This is a genomic window from Microbispora sp. H10670 (assembly GCF_014161385.1).
Lineage (GTDB): Bacteria > Actinomycetota > Actinomycetes > Streptosporangiales > Streptosporangiaceae > Microbispora > Microbispora triticiradicis.
Genome location: NZ_JABBWW010000017.1, coordinates 68006 through 87587, shown reverse-complemented (window position 1 = coordinate 87587; position 19582 = coordinate 68006). Strand labels below are relative to the sequence as shown.

The following is a 19582-nucleotide window of genomic DNA, read 5'->3' as shown; positions in this document are numbered from 1 at the left end:
CCCTGTCCGGAATTAATGGATCTTGCGCCTAATTTCACAGACCGTACTCGTGGGTTTTGCGGGAGTCAAGCGGGTTTTCGGCCCGTTCACGGCGTCTTGACAACCTTGCATCCGCATAGAAAGGTGTGTGAGGCCATTGGTCACGGGTCTGCCCCAGGCGGACTGCTAGCGCCAATATGGGGGCGATGTGGATTACGAGTCCAGGCGAGGAATCCCGGTCCTTGAGCTAACCGCGAGGATAGAACCCGATATCGTCGGGCGCAGTAAGCGTCTGTGGCTACTGCCCGACGGGCTGTGCCTCGTGCAGATAATCCCGAGCCTGCGCAGCTTCACCTACCAGCGTGACGAAATCGTGGAACGCACCGGCCCGCTGCGGCTCGAATTCTACGAAAAGGCCGCGGCCCGGGTCGCGGCCGCGGGCGTTCCGTGCGCGTTCAGGGAGCGGGTCTCCGACGACCTGTACCTCGCCGACTACGTCCCGGCGCCGCCCTTCGAGGTCATCGTGAAGAACAGGGCCACCGGATCGACCACGCGGAAGTACCCGGGCCTGTTCGAGGACGGCACGCGCCTGCCCCGCCCTGTGGTGAAGTTCGACTACCGGTGCGATCCCGAGGACCAGCCGATCGGCGAGGACTACCTCAGGGTCCTCGGGCTGCCGGTCGACGAGATGCGCGAGCGCGCCCTCGTGGTCAACGACGTGCTGCGATCCTGGCTGCACCCGGTGGACCTCTGGGACTTCTGCCTCATCTTCGGGCAGACGGAGGACGGCGAGCTGAGCGTCATCTCCGAGATCTCCCAGGACTGCATGCGGTTGCGGCACCAGGACGGCTCTCCTCTGGACAAGGACCTGTTCCGTGGCGGTGTCGAGGGAGACGAGATCGTGAACCAGTGGAGCCGCATCCTCGATGTCATCGACTGAGGCCCCGGTCGCCCTGATCACGGGCACCAATCGCGGCAGCGGCAAGGCGATCGCGGAGGATCTGCGCTGCCGCGGCTACCGCGTCTTCTCGTTGAACCGTTCCCTGGCAGGGGAGGACCGGCTCGGGGAGCGCCGCTGCGACCTGGCCGACCCCCGGCAGATCAGGAAGGCGGTCGGCGAGGTGCTGGAGGAGGCCGGCCGTCTCGACGTGTGCGTCTCCAACGCGGTCGACCGGGTCCTCGACCCGATCGCCGAACTGGACGAGGCGGACTGGGACCGGTTGGTCTCGATCAACCTCAGTGCCGCCTTCCACCTCATAAAGGCCGTCCTGCCGGCGCTGAGAGCCGCCCGCGGCATCTTCGTCGCCATGGGCAGCCACGCAGGCTCCCGGTACTTCGAGGGCGGCGCCGCCTACAGCGCCACCAAGGCAGGGCTGAAGGCGCTGGTCGAAACGCTGCTGCTGGAAGAGCGGCGCAACGGCGTCCGGGCCTGCCTCGTCTCGCCCGGCGCGATAGCGAACCTGGACGGCGACGAGTCGCGGTACAAGATGAGCACCCGGTCGGTCGCCCGCTGCGTCTGCACCATCATCGACTCCTGGCCGAGGGACCTCGTCGTGGGAGAGATCGAGGTGCGCCCGGCCCACCTGGCCGAACCGCCCATCACCGGCATCGACCGGCTGCTGCACGTGTAGCGCGCCACGGAGGAACCGTACCGTGACGATGCTCCTGCCGGCGGAGTCCGGCCACCCGATGCGGATCGAAACCATCACCTGCACGGATGCGTACCGAGTGCCGGCTCATCACGCCTGCAAGGAGGAGTAATGATCTCTCTCGCACTGCCGAAGGGGTCGCTGGAGCGGCGGGCCCTGCAGCTATTCGAGGCCGCGGGGCTCCGCGTACGACGATCGTCGGAGAGTTCCTACCGCGGCACCATCGACTACGGGAACATGACGCGGGTGGCGTTCTACAAGCCGCGCGAGATCCCGTCGCTGATCGAGAGCGGGTCGTTCGACCTGGGGCTGACCGGTGCCGACTGGGTGGAGGAGAGCGGCGCCAAGGTCGAGGTGGTGGAGGCCTTCGACTACTCCAGGCACAGTGAGAAGCCGTGGCGTCTGGTGCTGGCGGTGCCCACCGACCACGCCGCCACCTGCGTGACGGACCTCGTCGACGGCGTCCGCGTGGCCACCGAGTATCCGAACACCAGCCGCCGGTTCCTGGAGGCCGCGGGGCGGCGGGCCGAGGTGGTGGTGTCCTACGGCGTGACCGAGGCCAAGATCCCGGAACTGGCGGACGTGATGGTGGACGTCGTGGAGACGGGCCATTCGCTCCGGCAGAACAACCTGCGGGTCATCGAGACGATCAAGACCTGCGGTGCCCAGCTGATCGCCAACCCGGTCGCCTACGAGGACAAGGGCAAACGCGATGTGATCCGGAATGTCGCCCGGCTGCTCCGGGCCGCCTGGGTCGGGCCCGCCCACGTCCTGCTCACGGTCCGCGTCCCGGCGGAACGCCTGCCCGAGGCGGCCCTCGCCATGCCGGCGGACTCGTGGCGAGCCGGGTCGAGCCTGGCCGACGAGAACACCGTCGTCCTGCAGGGGGTGCTGCAGAAGAGGGACGTGCCGGCGACGATCGGCGCGCTGCTGTCCGCGGGAGCGCTCGACGTGACCGAGTCCGGCGTCGGCATGCTCGCCTCGGACACGGCGCGGGCATGATGCTGATCCGTTCCGTGGACGACCGGCTCGTCCCGGCGCGAGAGGCGGGGTGGCGCGCGTCCTCCGGGGCGCTCGAACTGCGTCTCGCCGGGCAGGTCCCCGGCGACCCCGTCCAGGCGGTGGCCCGCGCCCTGCTCGCCGTCGACCTGGACGACCACTCCCGCGTGCTCGACATCGACGTCATCGGGCTGCCCGCCGAACTGCTGACCCCGCTCAGCCGCTACGCCGTCCCCCCGCACCCGTCGTGCGGCCGCGACCCCGTCGCACTCGACCTGGACGCGGCGTGGCTGTGGATCCACGTCCAGGACGGCCGGCGCGCCCACCGGCACCGGCAACCCGCGATCGTGCGCTTCTCCTTCGCGGGTGAGCGGCTCGCGGCCATCCGGGCGCGCCTGCCCGAGTCGGAGAGCTGATCGTTTGCGCCTGGCCGTCACCGCGTTCATGATCGATCCGGTGGACCGCCGGCGTCGTACGAAAGGAAGGTTCTCTTGAACCCCCGACCGCTGTCAGGCATCTCCGAGCCGGGTGAGCAGCTCCGGCCACGCTCGCAGTGGGGGACGATCGTCGTCGTCTACCTCAGCGGGGTCGTCGCGGCGATGAGCCTCGGCAAGTTCTCCTCGGTCGGGCCGGAGGTGGCGGCGCGGCTCGGCCTTTCGCTGGCGCAACTGGGCTGGGTGATCTCGGCGGTCGTCGGCGTCGGAGCGGTCGCCGGGCTGCCCGCCGGGTACCTGATCCGCCGTTACGGCACGGAGAGATCGCTGGTCGTCGGCCTCGGCCTCATCGCGGCGGCGAGCGCGGCGAGTGTGACGGCGGGTGACTTCGGCTGGCTGCTGGCCGCCCGGATAGCGGAAGGCGTCGGATACCTCCTGGTCACGATCTCCTGTCCGGCGCTGATCCTCCGTCTCGCGCAGGAGCGGGACCGGGGCGCGGCCCTGTCGCTCTGGGCCACGTTCGTGCCGGTGGGCCTCGGGGCGAGCACACTGGCCGGGGGCGCCCTCGGCTCCGCTCTGGGCTGGCGCGGCTGGATCGGGCTGATCGCCGCACTGACGTTCGCGATGGTCCCGGCCGTCTGGATGCGTCTGCCGCGCGGGTCCGCCCGGCAGACGCCGGCCGGGCCCGTCCCCAGGGCGCGGGCGCTGACCTGGCCGACAGTGCTCGCCGCGGCCTTCTGTCTCACCGCTCTGGTGACGATCCCGGTCGTCGTACTCCTGCCCACGCTCCTCATCGAGCAGCATGGGCGCTCGGTCGCCGGCGCGGGCGCCATGACCTCGGTGATCTCTCTGCTCGGCGTGCTCGGGGGGCTGGCCGTCGGCGTCCTGTTCCGGCGAGGCGCGCCTCTCGCGCTGATGGCGTCCTCCGGGCTGCTGGTCGTGCCGGCCGCCTGGCTCACCTACTCCGCGGGCGCCTCTCTGGCCGCCACCGTGGCGGGCGCGGGGGTCATCGCGCTGGAGAACGGTTTTCTGGGGGCGCTCGTGTTCGCCGCCCTCCCGCTTGTCCTGGAGCGCCTCGACCACGCCGACGTCGGCAACGGCGTGGTCGCCCAGGCGGGCAGCCTCGGGTCGCTGCTCGGCCCTCCGCTGTTCGGCCTGGTGGCCGGCGGGTTCGGTTTCCAGGCCCTCGTGCTGGTCATCGCCGTCGGGGCGCTCGCGGCCGTCGGCGCGCTGCTGCTGGTGAGCAGAGCGGCGCGGCGCCCGGCCTCCGGCTGATCGGCGCCGCCGCCGTCCTGCTCCCTGCCGTCTTCGCCTCGGGCGGTCGTCCGAGGCGGATTCGGGTGCTCAGGCCTCCTGTGGCTCCTGCTTACCCAGGCCCTGGAACCTGTTGTTGATGAAGTCACCCCACGTCGCGTTCAGCGTCGTCATTTCGCCGTCCACCATCTTCCACTGCCGGGCCTTGTGCGGCGGATAGGCGAAGAGCACCGACGACAGCCGCTTGTAGCCGGGGGGCATGGGCTTGGTGTGCACGCGGTGCGTGGACGGCCGGAAGCGTCCGTCGGAGGCGCTCGTCAGCATGCGGCCGATGTTGCACAGGACCACGTCGCTCTTGGCGATCACCGGCTCGACCCAGGTGCCGTCGTGCAGGACGTACTGCAGACCCTGGTCGGAGGGGGGAAGCTGGAGCCCGAGCATCTGGATCCCCGAGTGCTCGTGCGCCAGCACCTCGCGGTCCCCGACGTCCCTGTAGTGGATCACACGCAGGTTCGTCGCGTCGCGCGAGAGGTCGAGCTCGGGCGTCCCGGGAGGCATCATCCCGCGGACGACCTCACCGAAGAGCGAGATCAGCCGGAAGGCGATGCCGAAGACCTCGGTGGCGGAGGCCCCGAACTCCGGGAAGGCGCGCAGGACGTCTCCCGCCCCGGGCGGCTGATCGGAGATCATCGCTCCGCTGACGTGGATGAACTCCTTGGGGTCGGGCACGCCGTTCGCCAGGCGGGGGATCTCCGAGTTGTACGGGAAGAATCCGTGTGTGCCGCCGACGGACAACTGCGGCACGGCCTCGAACGCGTAATCGGCCAGGCTCGGCTCGGTGGACGCGCAGGCCGACGCGAACTGGTTCATCATCGTCTCGACGCGCTCCCCGATGCCCGGGACCTCCGCGGCCATGAAGCCCCATTTGGTCAATTGGAGCCCGATGTCTTCGGCGGCGGACTGCATATCCGCGTCCAGTTCGTGCAGCCTGATGCTGGGGACACGACCACTGAGTTCCATGGGGGTGACGTCCATTGTCGCTCCGATTCCTCGTCGGCCGGAATTCCGGCGTCCTGTCGGCTTGACTGATGTGGTCAAGGAGTCGCGGTCATGGTGCTTATCCGAGGGTTTCGAATGAATATGTGCGGACGGCCGCGCCTGACGCGGCGATCGCCGTCCGTACGGCGCCGCCGACGCGGAGGACCGTTCTCAGGTGGCCCGGCGCCGGGTTCGGCGGACGCGGGAAGGAGCGTCCATGCCCAGCCGTTGCGCGGCCAGGGCGACCTCTGTGCGGTTGGCGCAGCCGAACTTCACGAGCAGGTTGGAGACATGGCGTTTGACGCCGTGAATGGATATCCCCATGGCCCGGGCGATCTGGTTGTTGCTCATGCCCTGCAGCAGAAGGGCCAGCACGGCGTGCTCGCGTTCCGTCACCCTCGCCGGGTGCGCGCTCCGGTCCGGCCCGCGGCGTTCGCCCGCGGCCAGCGGCCCGCGCGGCACGGAGGACGGTACGGGCACGTCGCCGCTGATCACCTGCTCGAAGGTTCCGGTCAACCGTGCGACGTTGATCTCGTCCCACAGGAGACAGCCGTCCACGCCGTACGTCTGGATGGCCGACGAGGCGGTCCTCACCTCCTCCTTCCGCACCGTGACCAGTATCTTCTGGCGAATCCTGAGCGCGACGCGCTCCAGGAACTCGGGCAGTACGGCGAGCGGCGTCACCACCAGGTCGAAGCGCTCGGCGTCGTACAGCGACCCGGCCTCGGCGACGTCCCGCCCGACCGCGATCCCGGACACGTTCGGCACCTTCATGAGCAGCACCGGGATCCCGTGATAGGAAACGTCGTCCTCGGCGATCCACAGGACGGAGACGGCGGGGCGTCGCGCGCCGCGGTCCTCGGCCGGCCGGCCGGACCGGAAGTCGGGAATCCGCTTTCCGGCCTTCGCGACGCCGGTGCTCATCGCCTCATCCTCTCTGTCACATCGTCGGTCGACGTTGTCGCGGGCGTGCCGGGAGAAGCGGTGCGGCGCCGTTGGGACGAGAATCCGTGCCCGTCCGTGGATGATATATAACTCTGATTAGAGTTCAACCGTAACAATACGGATTAGCCTGATTTACATAGTTTTTTACTGCTAGCTGACGCTAGTCAATGAACAGGGTCTCGTCAATCGGTCGGCCGGCGCGGAGACGGCATCGGGGATACGGCGGGCCACGGATCCCGGCCGCGTACCGAGCCGAGTGCTTCCCGCAGGGTGAACCGCCCCGCGTACAGCGCCTTCCCCACGACGGCCCCCTCGACGCCGAGCGGCACCAGCGAGGCGATGGCACGGAGGTCGTCCAGGCTGGACACCCCGCCGGAGGCCACGACCGGTCTGCCGGTGGCGGCGCAGACGTTCTTCAGCAGGTCCAGGTTGGGGCCCCGCAGGGTGCCGTCCCTGGCGATGTCGGTGACGATGTACCGCGCGCATCCCGCCGAGTCCAGCCGGGCCAGGGTCTCGTAGAGCTCGCCGGCGTCGCGGGTCCAGCCGTGGCTCCGCAGGGTGGTGCCGTGGACGTCCAGCTCGACGGCGACGCGATCGCCGTGCCGGGCGACGACGTCGGCGACCCACTCGGGACCCTCCAGAGCGCCCGTACCCAGGACCACACGGGCGCAGCCGGTGGCGAGCGCCGTGGCCAGAGCCTCGTCGCCGCGAATGCCGCCGCACAGTTCGACCTTGACGTCGAGGGCCGCGATCACCTCCGCGATCCGCTCCCTGTTGGTCCCGGTGCCGAACGCCGCGTCGAGGTCGACGATGTGCACCCACTCGGCACCCGCATCCTGCCAGGCGAGCGCCGCGTCCAGCGGATCGCCGTACCAGGTCTCCGACCCGGAGACGCCGCGTACCAGGCGTACGGCCTGGCCGTCTCGGATGTCGACGGCGGGAAGCAGTTCCAGGCACTGCGCAGGCATTCGGGCACCTCGGGGGAGTCTCGGCAGGGCCGGCCGCGACCGCCGGGGGGAGGCAAGCGGCTGTCCGCCACGGCGCGTCGTGAACCGACGGGAAGGACGGCGCACGTCCGCGCCGGATCCGAGGGCGACGTCGTCCGCCGGACGAACCCTTTCATTATGCGAGCCCGGTCGATTCTGCGAAGTACACCTTCGGCCACCTCCATGGTTCACTTGCCGCCGTCCCCGGGCGCGGGGACGCTTACGAAAGCCGAGGCGTCCCGTGCGCGTCATGCGGACCGTGAAGGAGGTTTCAGGGCGTGGAGCGCCGGATGATCGTGTGCGACCTCGACGGGACGCTGCTGGACTCTCACGGCCTGGTCTCGGAGCGCACCCGCCTGGCGGTGCGCCGCCTGCACGGCGCGGGGCACGTGTTCGTCATCGCGACGGCGCGGCCGGTGCGGGACACCCGGCACGTGGCCATGGCCCTCGGCGGCACGCCGATCGCGATCTGCGGGAACGGCTCCATCACCTTCGACTTCGTCCGGGACGAGGTGGTCGCCTTCCGCCCTCTGACCGAGGCCCATGTCGTGGAGGCGCTGGCGGTTCTGCGCGATCGGTTTCCCGGAGTCCGCCTGGGGGCGGAGTGCCGGCTGGAGCTGGTCCTGGAGGAGTCCTTCTACGTGCCTCCGGCCCTGTCGTGGACCGCGCGGCGGGTGCCGCGCCTGGAGGAGGCACTCGACCGGCACGCCGTCGGCAAACTCATGGTGCAGCTGGACGGGACCGCCCGCCACTACTACGAAAGCGTGCGCGGACTGCTCGGCGGCTGCGAGGTCACGATCTCGGCGGACGTGTTCTGCGAGGTGATGCGCGCCGGTGTCACCAAGGCGGCCGCCCTGGAGCTGATGGCGGGGAGCCTCGGATTCGCCTTCGGCGACGTGATCGCCTTCGGCGACATGCCGAACGACCTTCCCATGCTGACCTGGGCGGGCACGGCGGTAGCCGTCGCGAACGCGCATCCGGCGGTGCTCGCCTCGGCCGACGAGGTGACCGCGTCCAACGACGACGACGGCGTCGCCAAGTGGCTGGAACGCCTGACCGGATAGGCGCGGTCACGCCAGTTCGGCCACGGGGCGGCGGGGTGCGCGGGGCACCGTGGGGCCGTATCCCAGCCGGATGATCATCTGGATGTGCCCGCGCCGGTGGCGGGGATCGCTGCGATGACGCATGTCGCGCAGGTCGAGCGGCTGGTTGAGGAACGAGGCCGAGACCCCGTGGAGGGTCGCGGTCAGCAAAAGGCGTTGCAACGCCTGGCCGGCGCGCAGCCAGTCGACGGGGCGGTCGCCCGCCGTGGTGAGCACCGCCAGCCGGGGACCGGACTCGAAGTGGACCGGCTCACGCTCCTCGTGCTGTCCGAAGTCGCGGACCGGCGCCGGGTCGTCGGCGCAGCGAGGCCCCTGTACGTAGGACGGCAGGCCGTCGTAGCGGCCTCCGCCCGTCGTCCATGCCCGCAGCTCGGCCCGGTAGCCGCTGTCCTTGGACAGCTCGTCGTCGGCGACGGCGACGCACTCCAGCAGATCAGCCGAGGCACGCGGATCGGGCAGGACCAGGCCGGCCCCCTCCAAGGCGGCCGCGCGGCGCAGGTCGGCGAGCACGTACCGGGGCAGCGGGCGCTCGCCGAACGGCTCCCGGTTGGTCCGGCGCAGGCCGATGCGGTCGTACAGCTCCCGAGTCCGCGCGGAGGCGGGCTCATGAGGCGACACCCGGACGGCGGCCAGGAGCCGGGGTTCCACCGCGGTGTTCGGCAGCAGCCAGATCAGCGGCCGGTGACCGGCCGTCCGCAGGGCGAGCCGGAGGTTGAACAGGGCGGCGCCGCAGCTCACGTGCAGCGAGCGCCCGCGGGGGTCGCTGACCCGGAGCCGCCGGTCGGGGTCGGCCAGCAGCTCGGCGAACTCGCCCCGGACCGCTCTGAGCCGCCAGGGCTGGGTGTTGAGCACCGAGGGCGCCTGCCCGGCGGCGGTGAGCAGCCGCCGGACGGCGAGGTCTGTGGCGAAGGGAGGCATCATGGCACACCTTCTCGTGGAGTCCGCGACGCGCTCGGGCGCCTCGGTGGGGGACCTCTCCGCACATGACCACCACAACCGCTTGGTCACGCCGACAGTCTTTTCGCCGCGCCGGTTCGGTTGCAGGGCCTGAAGGGCCGGCGGATGAGGACTTCCGTCGCCGGACGGAGGGACCGATCACTCTTGCGAGGAAGGGCCCGCGCCCGGAAGTCCGCGCGGCGGCCCCGGAACCGATGACCTTGGTCCTGGGAGGCGGGGTCCTTGTGCGGCGGCCCGGGAGAGGCGGCCGCACAAGGATGAAAGTGACAGCCGCCCGACCGAGCCCCATGAGGTGATCCAGATGACCGACTCCCCGACCGGAGCCGTCCTGCCCGCCGACGTGCACGCCACGATCGACACGCTGGTGACCGGCGCGCTGAAGGCGCTGACGGAGTACGAGTCCTTCACCCAGGAGCAGGTGGACCACATCGTCAAGAAGGCGTCCGTCGCGGCGCTGGACCGGCACGCGGCGCTGGCCCGCCTGGCGGTCGAGGAGACCGGCCGCGGCCTGTTCGAGGACAAGGCGGTCAAGAACATCTTCGCCTGCGAGCACGTGACCCACAGCATGGCCGGCCTCAAGACGGTCGGCGTCGTCTCCCGCGACGAGATCGACGGCATCGTCGAGATCGCCGATCCGGTCGGGGTGGTCTGCGGCGTCACGCCGGTCACCAACCCGACCTCGACCACGATCTTCAAGGCGCTGCTGGCGCTGAAGACCCGCAATCCCATCGTGTTCGCGTTCCACCCGGCGGCCCAGCGCTGCAGCGCCGAGGCGGCGAGGATCGTCCGCGACGCCGCCGTCGCGGCCGGCGCGCCCGAGCACTGCGTCCAGTGGATCGAAGAGCCGTCGCTGGAGGCGACCGGCGCGCTGATGCGGCACGAGGGCGTGTCGGTCATCCTCGCCACCGGCGGGAACGCCATGGTCAGGGCCGCGTACTCGGCGGGCAAGCCGGCCCTGGGCGTCGGGGCGGGCAACGTCCCCGCCTACATCGAGCGGACGGCCAAGCTGCGCAGGGCCGTCCACGACATCGTGCTGTCCAAGACGTTCGACAACGGCATGATCTGCGCCTCCGAGCAGGCCGTCATCCTCGACGAGGAGATCCACGACGCCGCTCTGGCGGAGTTCGCCCGGCTCCACGCGTACGTCGCGACGCCGGAGGAGAAGGCGAAGCTGGAGGAGTTCGTGTTCGGGGTGACGGCACGCGGCGCCTCCTGCGCGGAGGCGAGGCTCAACCCCGACGTGGTGGGGCGGTCTCCGCACTGGATCGCCGAGCAGGCCGGTTTCGCCGTGCCGCCGGACACCTCTCTGATCCTCGTCCCGGTGGATGAGGTCGGCCCGAACGAGCCGCTGACCAGGGAGAAGCTGTGCCCGGTGCTCGCCCTGCTGCGGGCCCGCACCCGTGAGGAGGGCCTGATACTCGCCGAGCGCATGGTCGAGTTCGACGGCCTCGGGCACAGCGCCGTCATCCATACCGAGGACGCCGCGCTCGCCGAGAAGTACGGCACCAGGGTCAAGGCGGTGCGGGTCATCTGGAACGCCCCCGCCTCCCAGGGCGGCATCGGCGACATGTACAACGCGTTCCTGCCGTCGCTGACCCTGGGCTGCGGCAGCTACGGGCACAACTCGGTGTCGAACAACGTCTCCGCGGTCAACCTGGTCAACATCAAGCGGATCGGGCGGCGCAACAACAACATGCAGTGGTTCAAGGTCCCGGCGAAGATCTACTTCGAGCCGAACGCGATCCGCTACCTGGCGGACATGCCGGACGTGCACCGCGTCACGATCGTGACCGACGCCGTGATGACCCGCCTGGGGTACGTCGACCGGATCGTCGACGTGCTGCGGCGGCGCGGCGAGCGGGTGGCCCTGCAGATCATCGACGACGTCGAGCCCGAGCCGAGCGTGGCGACCGTCGACAAGGGCGCCGACGTCATGCGCGCGTTCCGGCCCGACACCATCGTCGCTCTCGGCGGCGGCTCGGTGATGGACGCGGCCAAGGTCATGTGGCTGCGCTACGAGCATCCCGAGGTCGTCTTCGCGGACATGAAGGAGAAGTTCTTCGACGTCCGCAAGCGTGCGTTCCGATTCCCGGCCCTGGGTGAGCTCGCCCGCCTCGTGTGCGTGCCGACCACCTCGGGCACGGGCGCGGAGGTCACGCCGTTCGCCGTGATCACCGACACCGCGACCGGCAAGAAGTATCCGCTGGCCGACTACGCGCTCACCCCGAGCGTCGCGATCGTGGACCCGGTCCTCGCCGCCGACCTGCCCCGGGTGGTCACCGCCGACAGCGGCTTCGACGCCCTCACCCACGCCGTCGAGGCGTACGTGTCGGTCTACGCCAGCGACTTCACCGACGGCCCCGCCCTGCACGCCATCAGGCTCATCTTCCGTTACCTGGAGCGCGCGGTGACCCGCGGCGCGGCCGACCCGGAGGCCAGGGAGAAGATGCACAACGCCGGCACGATCGCCGGAATGGCCTTCGGCAACGCCTTCCTCGGGATCGTGCACGCCATGTCCCACACGCTCGGCGCCACGTTCCACGTGGCCCACGGGCGCACGAACGCCGTCCTGCTGCCGCACGTCATCCGCTACAACGGCACCGTCCCGTCGAAGCTGTCGGGCTGGCCCAAGTACGAGGACTACCGCGCCCCCGAGCGGTTCCAGGAGATCGCCCAGACGCTGGGCCTGCCCGCGGCCACCCCGGCCGAGGGGGTCGAGTCGCTCGCCGCGGCGGTCGAGCGCCTGCGCGACGCGGTCGGGATCGAGCGGTCGTTCCGGGACATCGGCGTCGACGAGAAGGCGTTCCTCGACGCGCTCCCGCAGCAGGCGCTCAACGCGTACGAGGACCAGTGCGCGCCGGCCAACCCCCGGATGCCGATGCTGGAGGACATGCAGGCGCTGATGCGCGCCGCCTACTACGGGCCGTCCCCGGAGTAGGCACCCGTGATGCGGTGCCGCACCCCGGTCCCCGCGCCCGCCGCCCACCTCGCGGCCGGCCGCGGGGACCGGCGCTTCCGCCCGCCGGCGTCATCCACTCCTGACGTCCGTCAGAGGGACCGTCCACTCCAGGCGGGCGCCGCCGCCCTCGGGCGAGGTGAGGGTGAGGGCGCCGCCGAGTCGTTCGGCGCGGTCGGCGAGGTTGCGCAGGCCGCTGCGGCGGCCCTCGGCCGGGATGCCGACGCCGTTGTCCTCCACCACGAGGATCAGCCGGCCGTCCCCGGCGTGGACGACGACGTCGGCGCGGGTGGCCCTGGCGTGACGGACGAGGTTCGACACGGCTTCGCGCAGGACGGCGAGCAGGTGTTCGGTGATCTCGGCGGGCACGTCGTTGTCGAGCCGGCCCTCCAGACTCAGGCCGGGCATGAAGCCCAGGTGCCCGCGGGCGCTCTCGACCAGGTCCACCACCTGGGCCCGCAGGCTGGGAGAGCTGTCCTCGCGCGGCGTCTGCAGGGCGAAGATGGTCGAGCGGATCTGCCGGATGGTGGTGTCCAGTTCGTCGATGGCGCTCTGCAGGCGGGAGGAGGCCTCGGGGCGTTCGACCAGCCGCACCGTGCTCATCAGGGTCATCGCGACGGCGAACAGCCGCTGGATGACCACGTCGTGCAGGTCCTTGGCGATCCGGTCGCGATCTTCCAGCAGGCCGAGCCGCTCGGCGTCCCTGCGGGCCTCGGCCAGCTCCAGCGCGACGGCCGCCTGTCCGGCGAACGCGTGCAGCGTGCGCAGCTCCGACTGGCTGAACGGCATCCGTCCCGCGCGTTTGACCAGAGCGAGCACCCCGCGTGCGGTCCCGGCCGCGCCCAGCGGCACGGCCGCCGTGGGTCCCACCGACGGGTTGTCGGCCCAGACGAGACGCACCTGGTCATGGTCGAGATCGTCCAACGCCAGAGGTTCCCCGCCCAGGAACGCCCGGCCGGCGAGCGAGCCCTGGACCGCGACCTCGTCGTCGGCGAGCCGGGCGCCCGGCCCGTCCTCGATCGGCCCGACATCGCGCAGCGCGACGCGCAGCACGTCGCGGGCCCCGTCGGGAAGCAGGATCGCCACGGCGTCGGCGTCGGCCATCTCGCGGGCCCGCCGGGCGATCAGTGTGAGGACCTCCTGCGGCTCGCCGCCCGACAGCAGCCGGGTGGTGATGTCCGAGGACGCCTGTAGCCAGGTCTCCCGGCGGCGGCTCTCCTCGTACAGGCGGGCGTTCTCGATCGCGACGCCCGCGGCGGTGGCCAGGGCGACCACGATCGCCTCGTCGTCCTCGTCGAAGTCCCCGCCGCCGCGCTTCTCAGTGAGGTAGAGGTTGCCGAACACCTCGTCGCGCACGCGCACCGGAACCCCGAGGAAACTGCCCATCGGCGGATGGCCGGGTGGGAAGCCGTACGACTCGGGGTGCTGGGAGATGTCCGCCAGGCGCAGCGTCCGCGGCTCCTTGATCAACAGGCCGAGCAGGCCCAGCCCGTGCGGCCAGTGCTCGATCCGGGCGATCTCCTCCTCACTCAGCCCCACCGGAACGAACTGGACGAGCGTGTTGTCCTCGCCGATCACACCCATCGCCCCGTACGTAGCGTCCACCAGCGTGGTGGCGGTGGCCACGATGCGGCGCAGCACCGTCTCCAGGTCCAGGTCGCTGCCGATCGACACGACCGCCTCCAGCAGCGCGTGCACCCGATCCCGGGTGGCCAGCACCGCCTCCAGACGGCTCTGCAGTTCGGCCAGAAGATCGTCCAGGCGCATGTTGGGGATCAGCGAAGTGGGCTCCTTCTCCATCGTGGTGCGAAGTTTCGCATCGCGGACATGCCAGTGCCCACCCCCGGGAGCAGGGGTGGGCACTTGAGTCGACCATGAGGTCAGGCTTGACCTACTTGAGGATCGGGAAGCGGCGGACCAGGGGGGTGGCGGCCCAGATCTTGCCGAGTCCGAAGGTGGTGCCGGCTCCGCCCAGGGCGAGGCCCGCGAGGACGATGGCGTAGACGATGTGCTCGTCCATGAAGGGGTTGGTGGTCAGCGGGAGTTCGGCGGCCCACATCATCAGCAGGAGGAGCCCGCCGGTGGTGGCGGCGACGCGCATGCCCACGCCGAGGACGAGGGCGGCGCCGATGCCGGCGAGGCCGGTCATGAACAGCCAGTCGACCCAGGCCTGGCCGGCGAGGGCGCCGAACAGGCCGCCGAAGGTCCTGTCGGCGGTGCCCTTCAGGAAGCCGGTGGTCGGGCTGCCGCCATTGATCCACGCCTTGGCGGCGGGGGTGGCGAAGCCCCAGCCGAACAGCTTGTCCAGGAAGGCCCACAGGAACACCCAGCCGATCGCGATCCGGGCGGCGGCCCACACGTACCGGACCGGGCCGGCGCCGGCGGGGACCGCCTCGCCGTGCGCGCGGGGAGCGGGGACGGTGACCGCGACGGTGGGGGCGGTGGTGTGGAGGTTGTGGTTCCTCCGGTTACGACCTTCGGTGATGGCCATGACGGGCCCCTTTCAACGTCTTCACGACTTCTCTCTTCTCAACACCCCAAGCAAACCGCGATCGCGGGCCGTGCCGCAGGAGCCGTACGGCACGCTTCGGTCGTCTTGAAGTCCCGTGCTTGTGGGACTTTCGGCCCAAGCGGTCCGGACACGTTGCCGCGATCGCCGGGCCCTACGACTGGTCGGGCCGGGTCCTGGGTCTCTACCGGCCCGGCCGTCCCGGCGGGAGCCTGCGATCGACAGCCCCAAGAGAAAGGAGGCCCGGCCATGACACGGGTGCTGGTCGCCTATGGCTCCAGGCGAGGCTCGACCGCGGACATCGCGGGTTGGATCTGCGACACCCTGCGCGATCAGGGGCTTGAGGCCGAGGTGGCGGACGCCGGTGCGGTCCGCGACGTCACGCCGTACGACGCGGTGGTGCTGGGCGGCGCGTTGTACGCGGGACGCTGGCACAAGGACGCCCGTCGCTTCGCCCGCCGGCACGCCGCGGCGCTGTCGGGACGGCCGGTCTGGCTGTTCAGCAGCGGGCCGCTCGACCGGTCCGCGGACGAGGCGGAGATCCCGCCGGTTCCCCAGACGGCCCGGGCGTCGGCGGCTCTCCGCGCGGTGGGACACCGGACGTTCGGCGGGCGGCTCGCCCGCGACACCGAGGGCTTCCTCGCCTCGAAGATCGCCGAAAGGACCGGAGGCGACTACCGCGACCCGGATCGGGTGCGCGCCTGGGCGCGACAGATCGCCGAGCACGTGGCGACCACGCATGGGACGGAGGTCTGACCGGTCCGGAGTGCGGTGCCGCGGACGGTCAGCGGCGTCCCTGGCCGGCGTCGGGTGCCGCGACATGGGCCACCACCGGCCCTCCCTGAACGACGCGGCGGTACGCCTCGCGGGCGGTGGCGCGGATGAGTTCCGGACAGGCGGACGCGGCGGGGCGGATGCACACGTAGATGTGCACCATGCCGTCGATGTCCGCGAGGCGCACGTCGTCCACCGTTCCGGTGAACTCCTCCTGCAGCGCCTTCCTGACGATGCCCCGTGCGACCGGGCCGGTGGCCTGTTCTCGGTTCTCTTCGCGGTCATCGCGGCGGGGGAGCGGACGGGGGTCGGTGCTCAGGATCGTCATGACCTGACCGTGCCGTCCGGACGTCGGGTGCGGGGAGGGCCGAAGGTCCTCCGGACCTGCGCCGGACGTCGCTTCCGGTCCCGGCCGCGGTCGGTCACACGTCGTGCGCCCCGGCCGTTCAGACGCTGGTGACGCCGTGGGCGGCGAACTGGGCGTGTACGCGATCGAGCAGGGCGTGGTCCGGGGGTTCGACGTCGGCCAGGGGGAACGTGAGCCCGAGCCGGGCGTACTTGCCGGCGGCCATGCGGTGGAAGGGCAGCACGTCGACCCGTTCGACGTTGCCGAGCGCCGCGACGAACCGGGCGAGGCCGTCCACGTTGTCCTCTCCGTCGGTGAGGCCGGGAACCAGGACGAACCGCACCCAGACCGGGCGGCCCAGGTCGGCCAGCCGGCGGGCGAAGCGCAGGGTCGGCTCCAGGCTCGCCCCGGTCAGCCGCCGGTAGCCCCGCGGGTCGTACGACTTGATGTCGAGCAGCACGAGGTCGGTGTCGGCGAGCAGCGTGTCGCTCGCGCGGTCGCCGAGGAAGCCCGAGGTGTCCAGCGCGGTGTGCAGGCCGCTCTCGTGGCAGCGGCGCAGCAGTTCTCCGGTGAAGCGAGGCTGCAGCAGCGGTTCGCCGCCGCTGAGCGTCACCCCGCCGCCGGCGACGGAGATGAACCGGCGGTAGCGGTCCACCTCGGTCATGACCTCGTCCACCGTGACCCGGCGGCCGTCGCGCATGCGCCAGGTCTCGGGGTTGTGGCAGTACAGGCAGCGCAGCGGGCACCCGCAGGTGAACACCACGAAGCGGGTGCCGGGACCGTCCACCCCGACCGACAGATCCCACGACTCGATGACGCCGGAGCCCGCCGCCGGCTCCGCCTGGCACAGCTCGGCGGCGGCGTCCTGGCGGAGCCGGGCAGTGGACTCGTGGCGGAGCCGGGCGACGGGCTCGTCCAGCGGCTTCTCCGGCATCACAGCCGTCCGTGGAAGGTGCGGTCGATCACGTCCTGCTGCTGCTCGCGGGTGAGCCGGACGAAGTTCACGGCGTAGCCGGAGACCCGGATCGTGAGCTGGGGGTACTTCTCGGGGTGGTCCATCGCGTCGACCAGCGTGGCCCGGTCGAGCACGTTGACGTTCATGTGGAAGCCGCCCGCGTCGAAGTAGCCGTCGAGCACGCCCACCAGGTCGGCGACCCGGTCCTCCACCGTGCGGCCCAGCCCTTCGGGGGTGACGGTGCTGGTCAGCGAGATGCCGTCCTGCGCCTGGTCGTAGGGGAGCTTGGCCACCGACAGCGCCGAGGCGACAAGGCCGTGCCGGTCGCGGCCGTTCATCGGGTTGGCGCCGGGGGCGAACGGCGTGCCGGCCCTGCGCCCGTCGGGGGTGTTGCCGGTGTGCTTGCCGTAGACCACGTTGGAGGTGATGGTGAGCACCGACTGGGTGTGCTCGGCGTCCCGGTAGGCCGGGTGGCGGCGGATCTTGTCCATGAACGCCCGCACCAGGTCCGCCGCGATGGCGTCGGCGCGGTCGTCGTTGTTGCCGTACGCCGGGTAGTCGCCCTCCACCACGTAGTCCACGGCCAGCCCGGTCACGTCGCGGAGTACGCGGACCTTCGCGTGCCTGATTGCCGACAGGCTGTCGGCGGCCACCGACAGGCCCGCGATGCCGCAGGCGAGCGTGCGCTTGACGGGATAGTCGTGCAGCGCCATCTCGACGCGCTCGTAGGCGTACTTGTCGTGCATGTAGTGGATGACGTTCAGCGCGTTCACGTACGTCTTCGCCAGCCAGTCCATCATCCGGTCGAACGCCGCCGCGACCTCCTCGTAGTCGAGCACGTCGCCGGTCAGCGCGGGGTAGGCGGGGCCGACCTGCTCGCCGCTGATCTCGTCCCGGCCGCCGTTGATCGCGTACAGCAGGGTCTTGGCGAGGTTGACGCGGGCGCCGAAGAACTGCATCTGCCTGCCCACGGGGGCGGCCGAGACGCAGCAGGCGATGGCGGTGTCGTCGCCGTACCTGGGCCGCATCAGCTCGTCGCTCTCGTACTGGATCGAGCTCGTCTCGATGGACAGGCGGGCGCAGAAGCGCTTGAACGGCTCCGGCAGGCGTGGCGACCAGAAGACGGTCAGGTTCGGCTCCGGCGCCGGGCCGAGGTTGCGCAGCGTCTGCAGGTAGCGGTAGCTGGTGCGGGTGACCAGAGGCCTGCCGTCGGCGCCGATGCCGCCGATCGACTCGGTGACCCAGGTCGGGTCGCCGGAGAAGAGCTGGTCGTACTCAGGGGTGCGCAGGAAGCGGACGATGCGCAGCTTGATCACGAAGTCGTCGACGAGCTCCTGGGCCTCCTGCTCGGTGAGCCATCCCTCGGCGAGGTCCCGCTCCAGGTAGACGTCCACGAAGGTGGAGGTGCGGCCGAGGGACATCGCCGCGCCGTTCTGCTCCTTGACGGCGGCGAGGTAGGCGAAGTACAGCCACTGGATCGCCTCGTGGGCCGTCGCGGCGGGGTGGGAGATGTCGTGGCCGTAGGAGGCGGCCATGGTCTTCAGCTCGCCCAGCGCGCGGATCTGCTCGGCCAGTTCCTCCCGGTCGCGGACGACCGCGTCGGTGGAGAACTCTCCGTCGAGCGAGTGCAGCTCGGCCCGTTTGGCCTCGACCAGCCGGTCCACGCCGTAGAGGGCGACGCGCCGGTAGTCGCCGATGATGCGCCCGCGGCCGTACGCGTCGGGCAGGCCGGTGATGACCCCGGCGCGGCGGGCCGCCCGGATCTCGGGGGTGTAGGCGTCGAAGACGCCGTCGTTGTGGGTCTTGCGATACCTGGTGAAGATCTCCTTCACCTGGGGGGCGAGCGTGTACCCGTACGCGGCGAGGCCGTTCTCCACCATCCGCAGCCCGCCCGCCGGCATGATGGCCCGCTTCAGCGGGGCGTCGGTCTGCAGGCCGACGATCAGCTCACGGCCGTAGTCGATGTAGCCGGGCCGATGCGAGGTGATGGAGGAAGGCGTGGCGGTGTCCACGTCGTAGACTCCGCGCCGCCGCTCCTCGGGGAACAGGCCCGACACCTCCGCCCACACCGCGCGGGTCCGCTCGGTGGGGCCTGCCAGGAACGACTCGTCGCCTTCGTACGGCGTGTAGTTGGCCTGGATGAAGTCGCGCACGTCGACCCGCTCACGCCAGGCCGTGCCGCGGAAACCGCGCCACGCGCCGTGCGCGGCCGCCTCCTGCCCGGCTCCATGCCGCCTGGCCCCACGCTCGCTGGTCCCATGCTCCCTGGGCTGTGTGACCGTCATCGCCGGCCCCTCTCGTCGGTGTCCGCTCTCACTGTCGTCCCTGGGGCCGTCGTCCTCGCCGAGCGGAGGTCACCGATCACGAGGACCAAAGTCATCCGCGCGACAGGTCGGCCATCGGCGGTCCCGTGTAACTTTCAGCCGAACCGGTGATCGCGCGGGGACGCCGCACACCCCGTGGGCGGCATCGGGACGGTGCCGTGCCGGGCGACCCGCCGTGTGCCGCCGGCCCGTCCGTTGACGCCCGAACCGCGACGTGCGTACGGTCCGGCTGCGAACCCGAAGTCACTACGAAGGAAACCGTTTGTCGGGCTCACCACGAGCGGCGATGCGGCGAATGTGGCACGTGGAATGCGTGAAGGTTCTCGTTCCCCGGTCAGTCGCCCCGCCATCGGCAACCAGTCGGAAACCGGTAT

Annotated in this window: 17 protein-coding genes; 8 read left to right on the top strand and 9 right to left on the bottom strand. The window is 70.8% G+C overall.

Annotation, left to right across the window (positions count from 1 at the left end; genetic code table 11):
• Positions 1-187 precede the first annotated feature (187 nt).
• The 5 genes from HHX33_RS22800 (at position 188) to HHX33_RS22780 (ending at position 4336) form a co-directional block, all read left to right on the top strand.
• Positions 188-919, top strand: coding sequence for a phosphoribosylaminoimidazolesuccinocarboxamide synthase (locus HHX33_RS22800; RefSeq protein WP_341868638.1), 732 nt, complete (start codon positions 188-190; stop codon positions 917-919).
• Entirely contained in the window at positions 906-1610 is a 705-nt protein-coding gene (locus HHX33_RS22795) for an SDR family oxidoreductase (protein WP_182876403.1), read from the top strand. The genes HHX33_RS22800 and HHX33_RS22795 overlap by 14 nt, the downstream gene beginning before the upstream one ends.
• 129 nt (positions 1611-1739) lie before the next feature.
• Entirely contained in the window at positions 1740-2630 is an 891-nt protein-coding gene (gene hisG, locus HHX33_RS22790) for an ATP phosphoribosyltransferase (RefSeq protein WP_182876402.1), read from the top strand.
• Positions 2627-3043, top strand: coding sequence for a hypothetical protein (locus tag HHX33_RS22785; protein WP_182876401.1), 417 nt, complete (start codon positions 2627-2629; stop codon positions 3041-3043). The genes hisG and HHX33_RS22785 overlap by 4 nt, the downstream gene beginning before the upstream one ends.
• Positions 3044-3118: 75 nt before the next feature.
• A complete protein-coding gene (locus HHX33_RS22780; RefSeq protein WP_182876400.1) occupies positions 3119-4336 on the top strand; it encodes a CynX/NimT family MFS transporter in 1218 nt (405 codons plus the stop codon).
• Between the two features lie 69 nt (positions 4337-4405).
• On the opposite strand, the gene HHX33_RS22775 is transcribed toward HHX33_RS22780, so the two are convergent.
• The 3 genes from HHX33_RS22775 to priA form a co-directional block, all read right to left on the bottom strand.
• The gene (locus tag HHX33_RS22775; protein WP_182876399.1) at positions 4406-5350 is read right to left on the bottom strand and encodes an isopenicillin N synthase family oxygenase; all 945 of its coding nucleotides are present in this window, start codon (positions 5348-5350) and stop codon (positions 4406-4408) included.
• Between the two features lie 174 nt (positions 5351-5524).
• Positions 5525-6277 (bottom strand): response regulator transcription factor, encoded by a 753-nt coding sequence (locus HHX33_RS22770; RefSeq protein ID WP_182876398.1) that lies wholly within the window; start codon positions 6275-6277, stop codon positions 5525-5527.
• A gap of 203 nt (positions 6278-6480) precedes the next feature.
• Positions 6481-7266, bottom strand: a complete 786-nt coding sequence (gene priA / locus HHX33_RS22765) for a bifunctional 1-(5-phosphoribosyl)-5-((5-phosphoribosylamino)methylideneamino)imidazole-4-carboxamide isomerase/phosphoribosylanthranilate isomerase PriA (protein WP_182876397.1) — start codon at positions 7264-7266, stop codon at positions 6481-6483.
• Positions 7267-7562: 296 nt separating this feature from the next.
• Between priA and HHX33_RS22760 the strand changes: the two genes are divergently transcribed.
• Complete coding sequence (locus HHX33_RS22760; RefSeq protein ID WP_182876396.1) at positions 7563-8348, top strand: HAD family hydrolase; 786 nt, start codon at positions 7563-7565, stop codon at positions 8346-8348.
• A gap of 6 nt (positions 8349-8354) precedes the next feature.
• On the opposite strand, the gene HHX33_RS22755 is transcribed toward HHX33_RS22760, so the two are convergent.
• Complete coding sequence (locus HHX33_RS22755; protein WP_182876395.1) at positions 8355-9308, bottom strand: Acg family FMN-binding oxidoreductase; 954 nt, start codon at positions 9306-9308, stop codon at positions 8355-8357.
• Positions 9309-9636: 328 nt separating this feature from the next.
• On the opposite strand from HHX33_RS22755, the gene adhE reads away from it, so the two are divergent.
• The gene (gene adhE / locus HHX33_RS22750; RefSeq protein WP_396785439.1) at positions 9637-12282 is read left to right on the top strand and encodes a bifunctional acetaldehyde-CoA/alcohol dehydrogenase; all 2646 of its coding nucleotides are present in this window, start codon (positions 9637-9639) and stop codon (positions 12280-12282) included.
• 90 nt (positions 12283-12372) lie between these two features.
• Here adhE and HHX33_RS22745 read toward each other — a convergent pair whose 3' ends face one another.
• A complete protein-coding gene (locus tag HHX33_RS22745; protein ID WP_182876393.1) occupies positions 12373-14100 on the bottom strand; it encodes a GAF domain-containing protein in 1728 nt (575 codons plus the stop codon).
• A gap of 91 nt (positions 14101-14191) precedes the next feature.
• On the bottom strand, positions 14192-14791 hold the full coding sequence (locus HHX33_RS22740) for a hypothetical protein (protein WP_259402766.1): 600 nt from the start codon (positions 14789-14791) through the stop codon (positions 14192-14194).
• Positions 14792-15058: 267 nt separating this feature from the next.
• Between HHX33_RS22740 and HHX33_RS22735 the strand changes: the two genes are divergently transcribed.
• Positions 15059-15565 carry a flavodoxin domain-containing protein gene (locus tag HHX33_RS22735; RefSeq protein WP_182876392.1) on the top strand — a complete coding sequence of 169 codons (507 nt, stop codon included), beginning with the start codon at positions 15059-15061 and terminating at the stop codon, positions 15563-15565.
• 28 nt (positions 15566-15593) lie between these two features.
• On the opposite strand, the gene HHX33_RS22730 is transcribed toward HHX33_RS22735, so the two are convergent.
• The 3 genes from HHX33_RS22730 to pflB form a co-directional block, all read right to left on the bottom strand.
• Positions 15594-15911 (bottom strand): hypothetical protein, encoded by a 318-nt coding sequence (locus HHX33_RS22730; RefSeq protein WP_182876391.1) that lies wholly within the window; start codon positions 15909-15911, stop codon positions 15594-15596.
• A 118-nt stretch (positions 15912-16029) separates the two neighbouring features.
• Positions 16030-16863, bottom strand: a complete 834-nt coding sequence (gene pflA / locus HHX33_RS22725) for a pyruvate formate-lyase-activating protein (RefSeq protein WP_182876390.1) — start codon at positions 16861-16863, stop codon at positions 16030-16032.
• Positions 16863-19169: a formate C-acetyltransferase gene (gene pflB, locus HHX33_RS22720; RefSeq protein WP_182876389.1), complete on the bottom strand. Its 2307-nt coding sequence runs from the start codon at positions 19167-19169 to the stop codon at positions 16863-16865. The genes pflA and pflB overlap by 1 nt, the downstream gene beginning before the upstream one ends.
• Positions 19170-19582 lie beyond the last annotated feature (413 nt).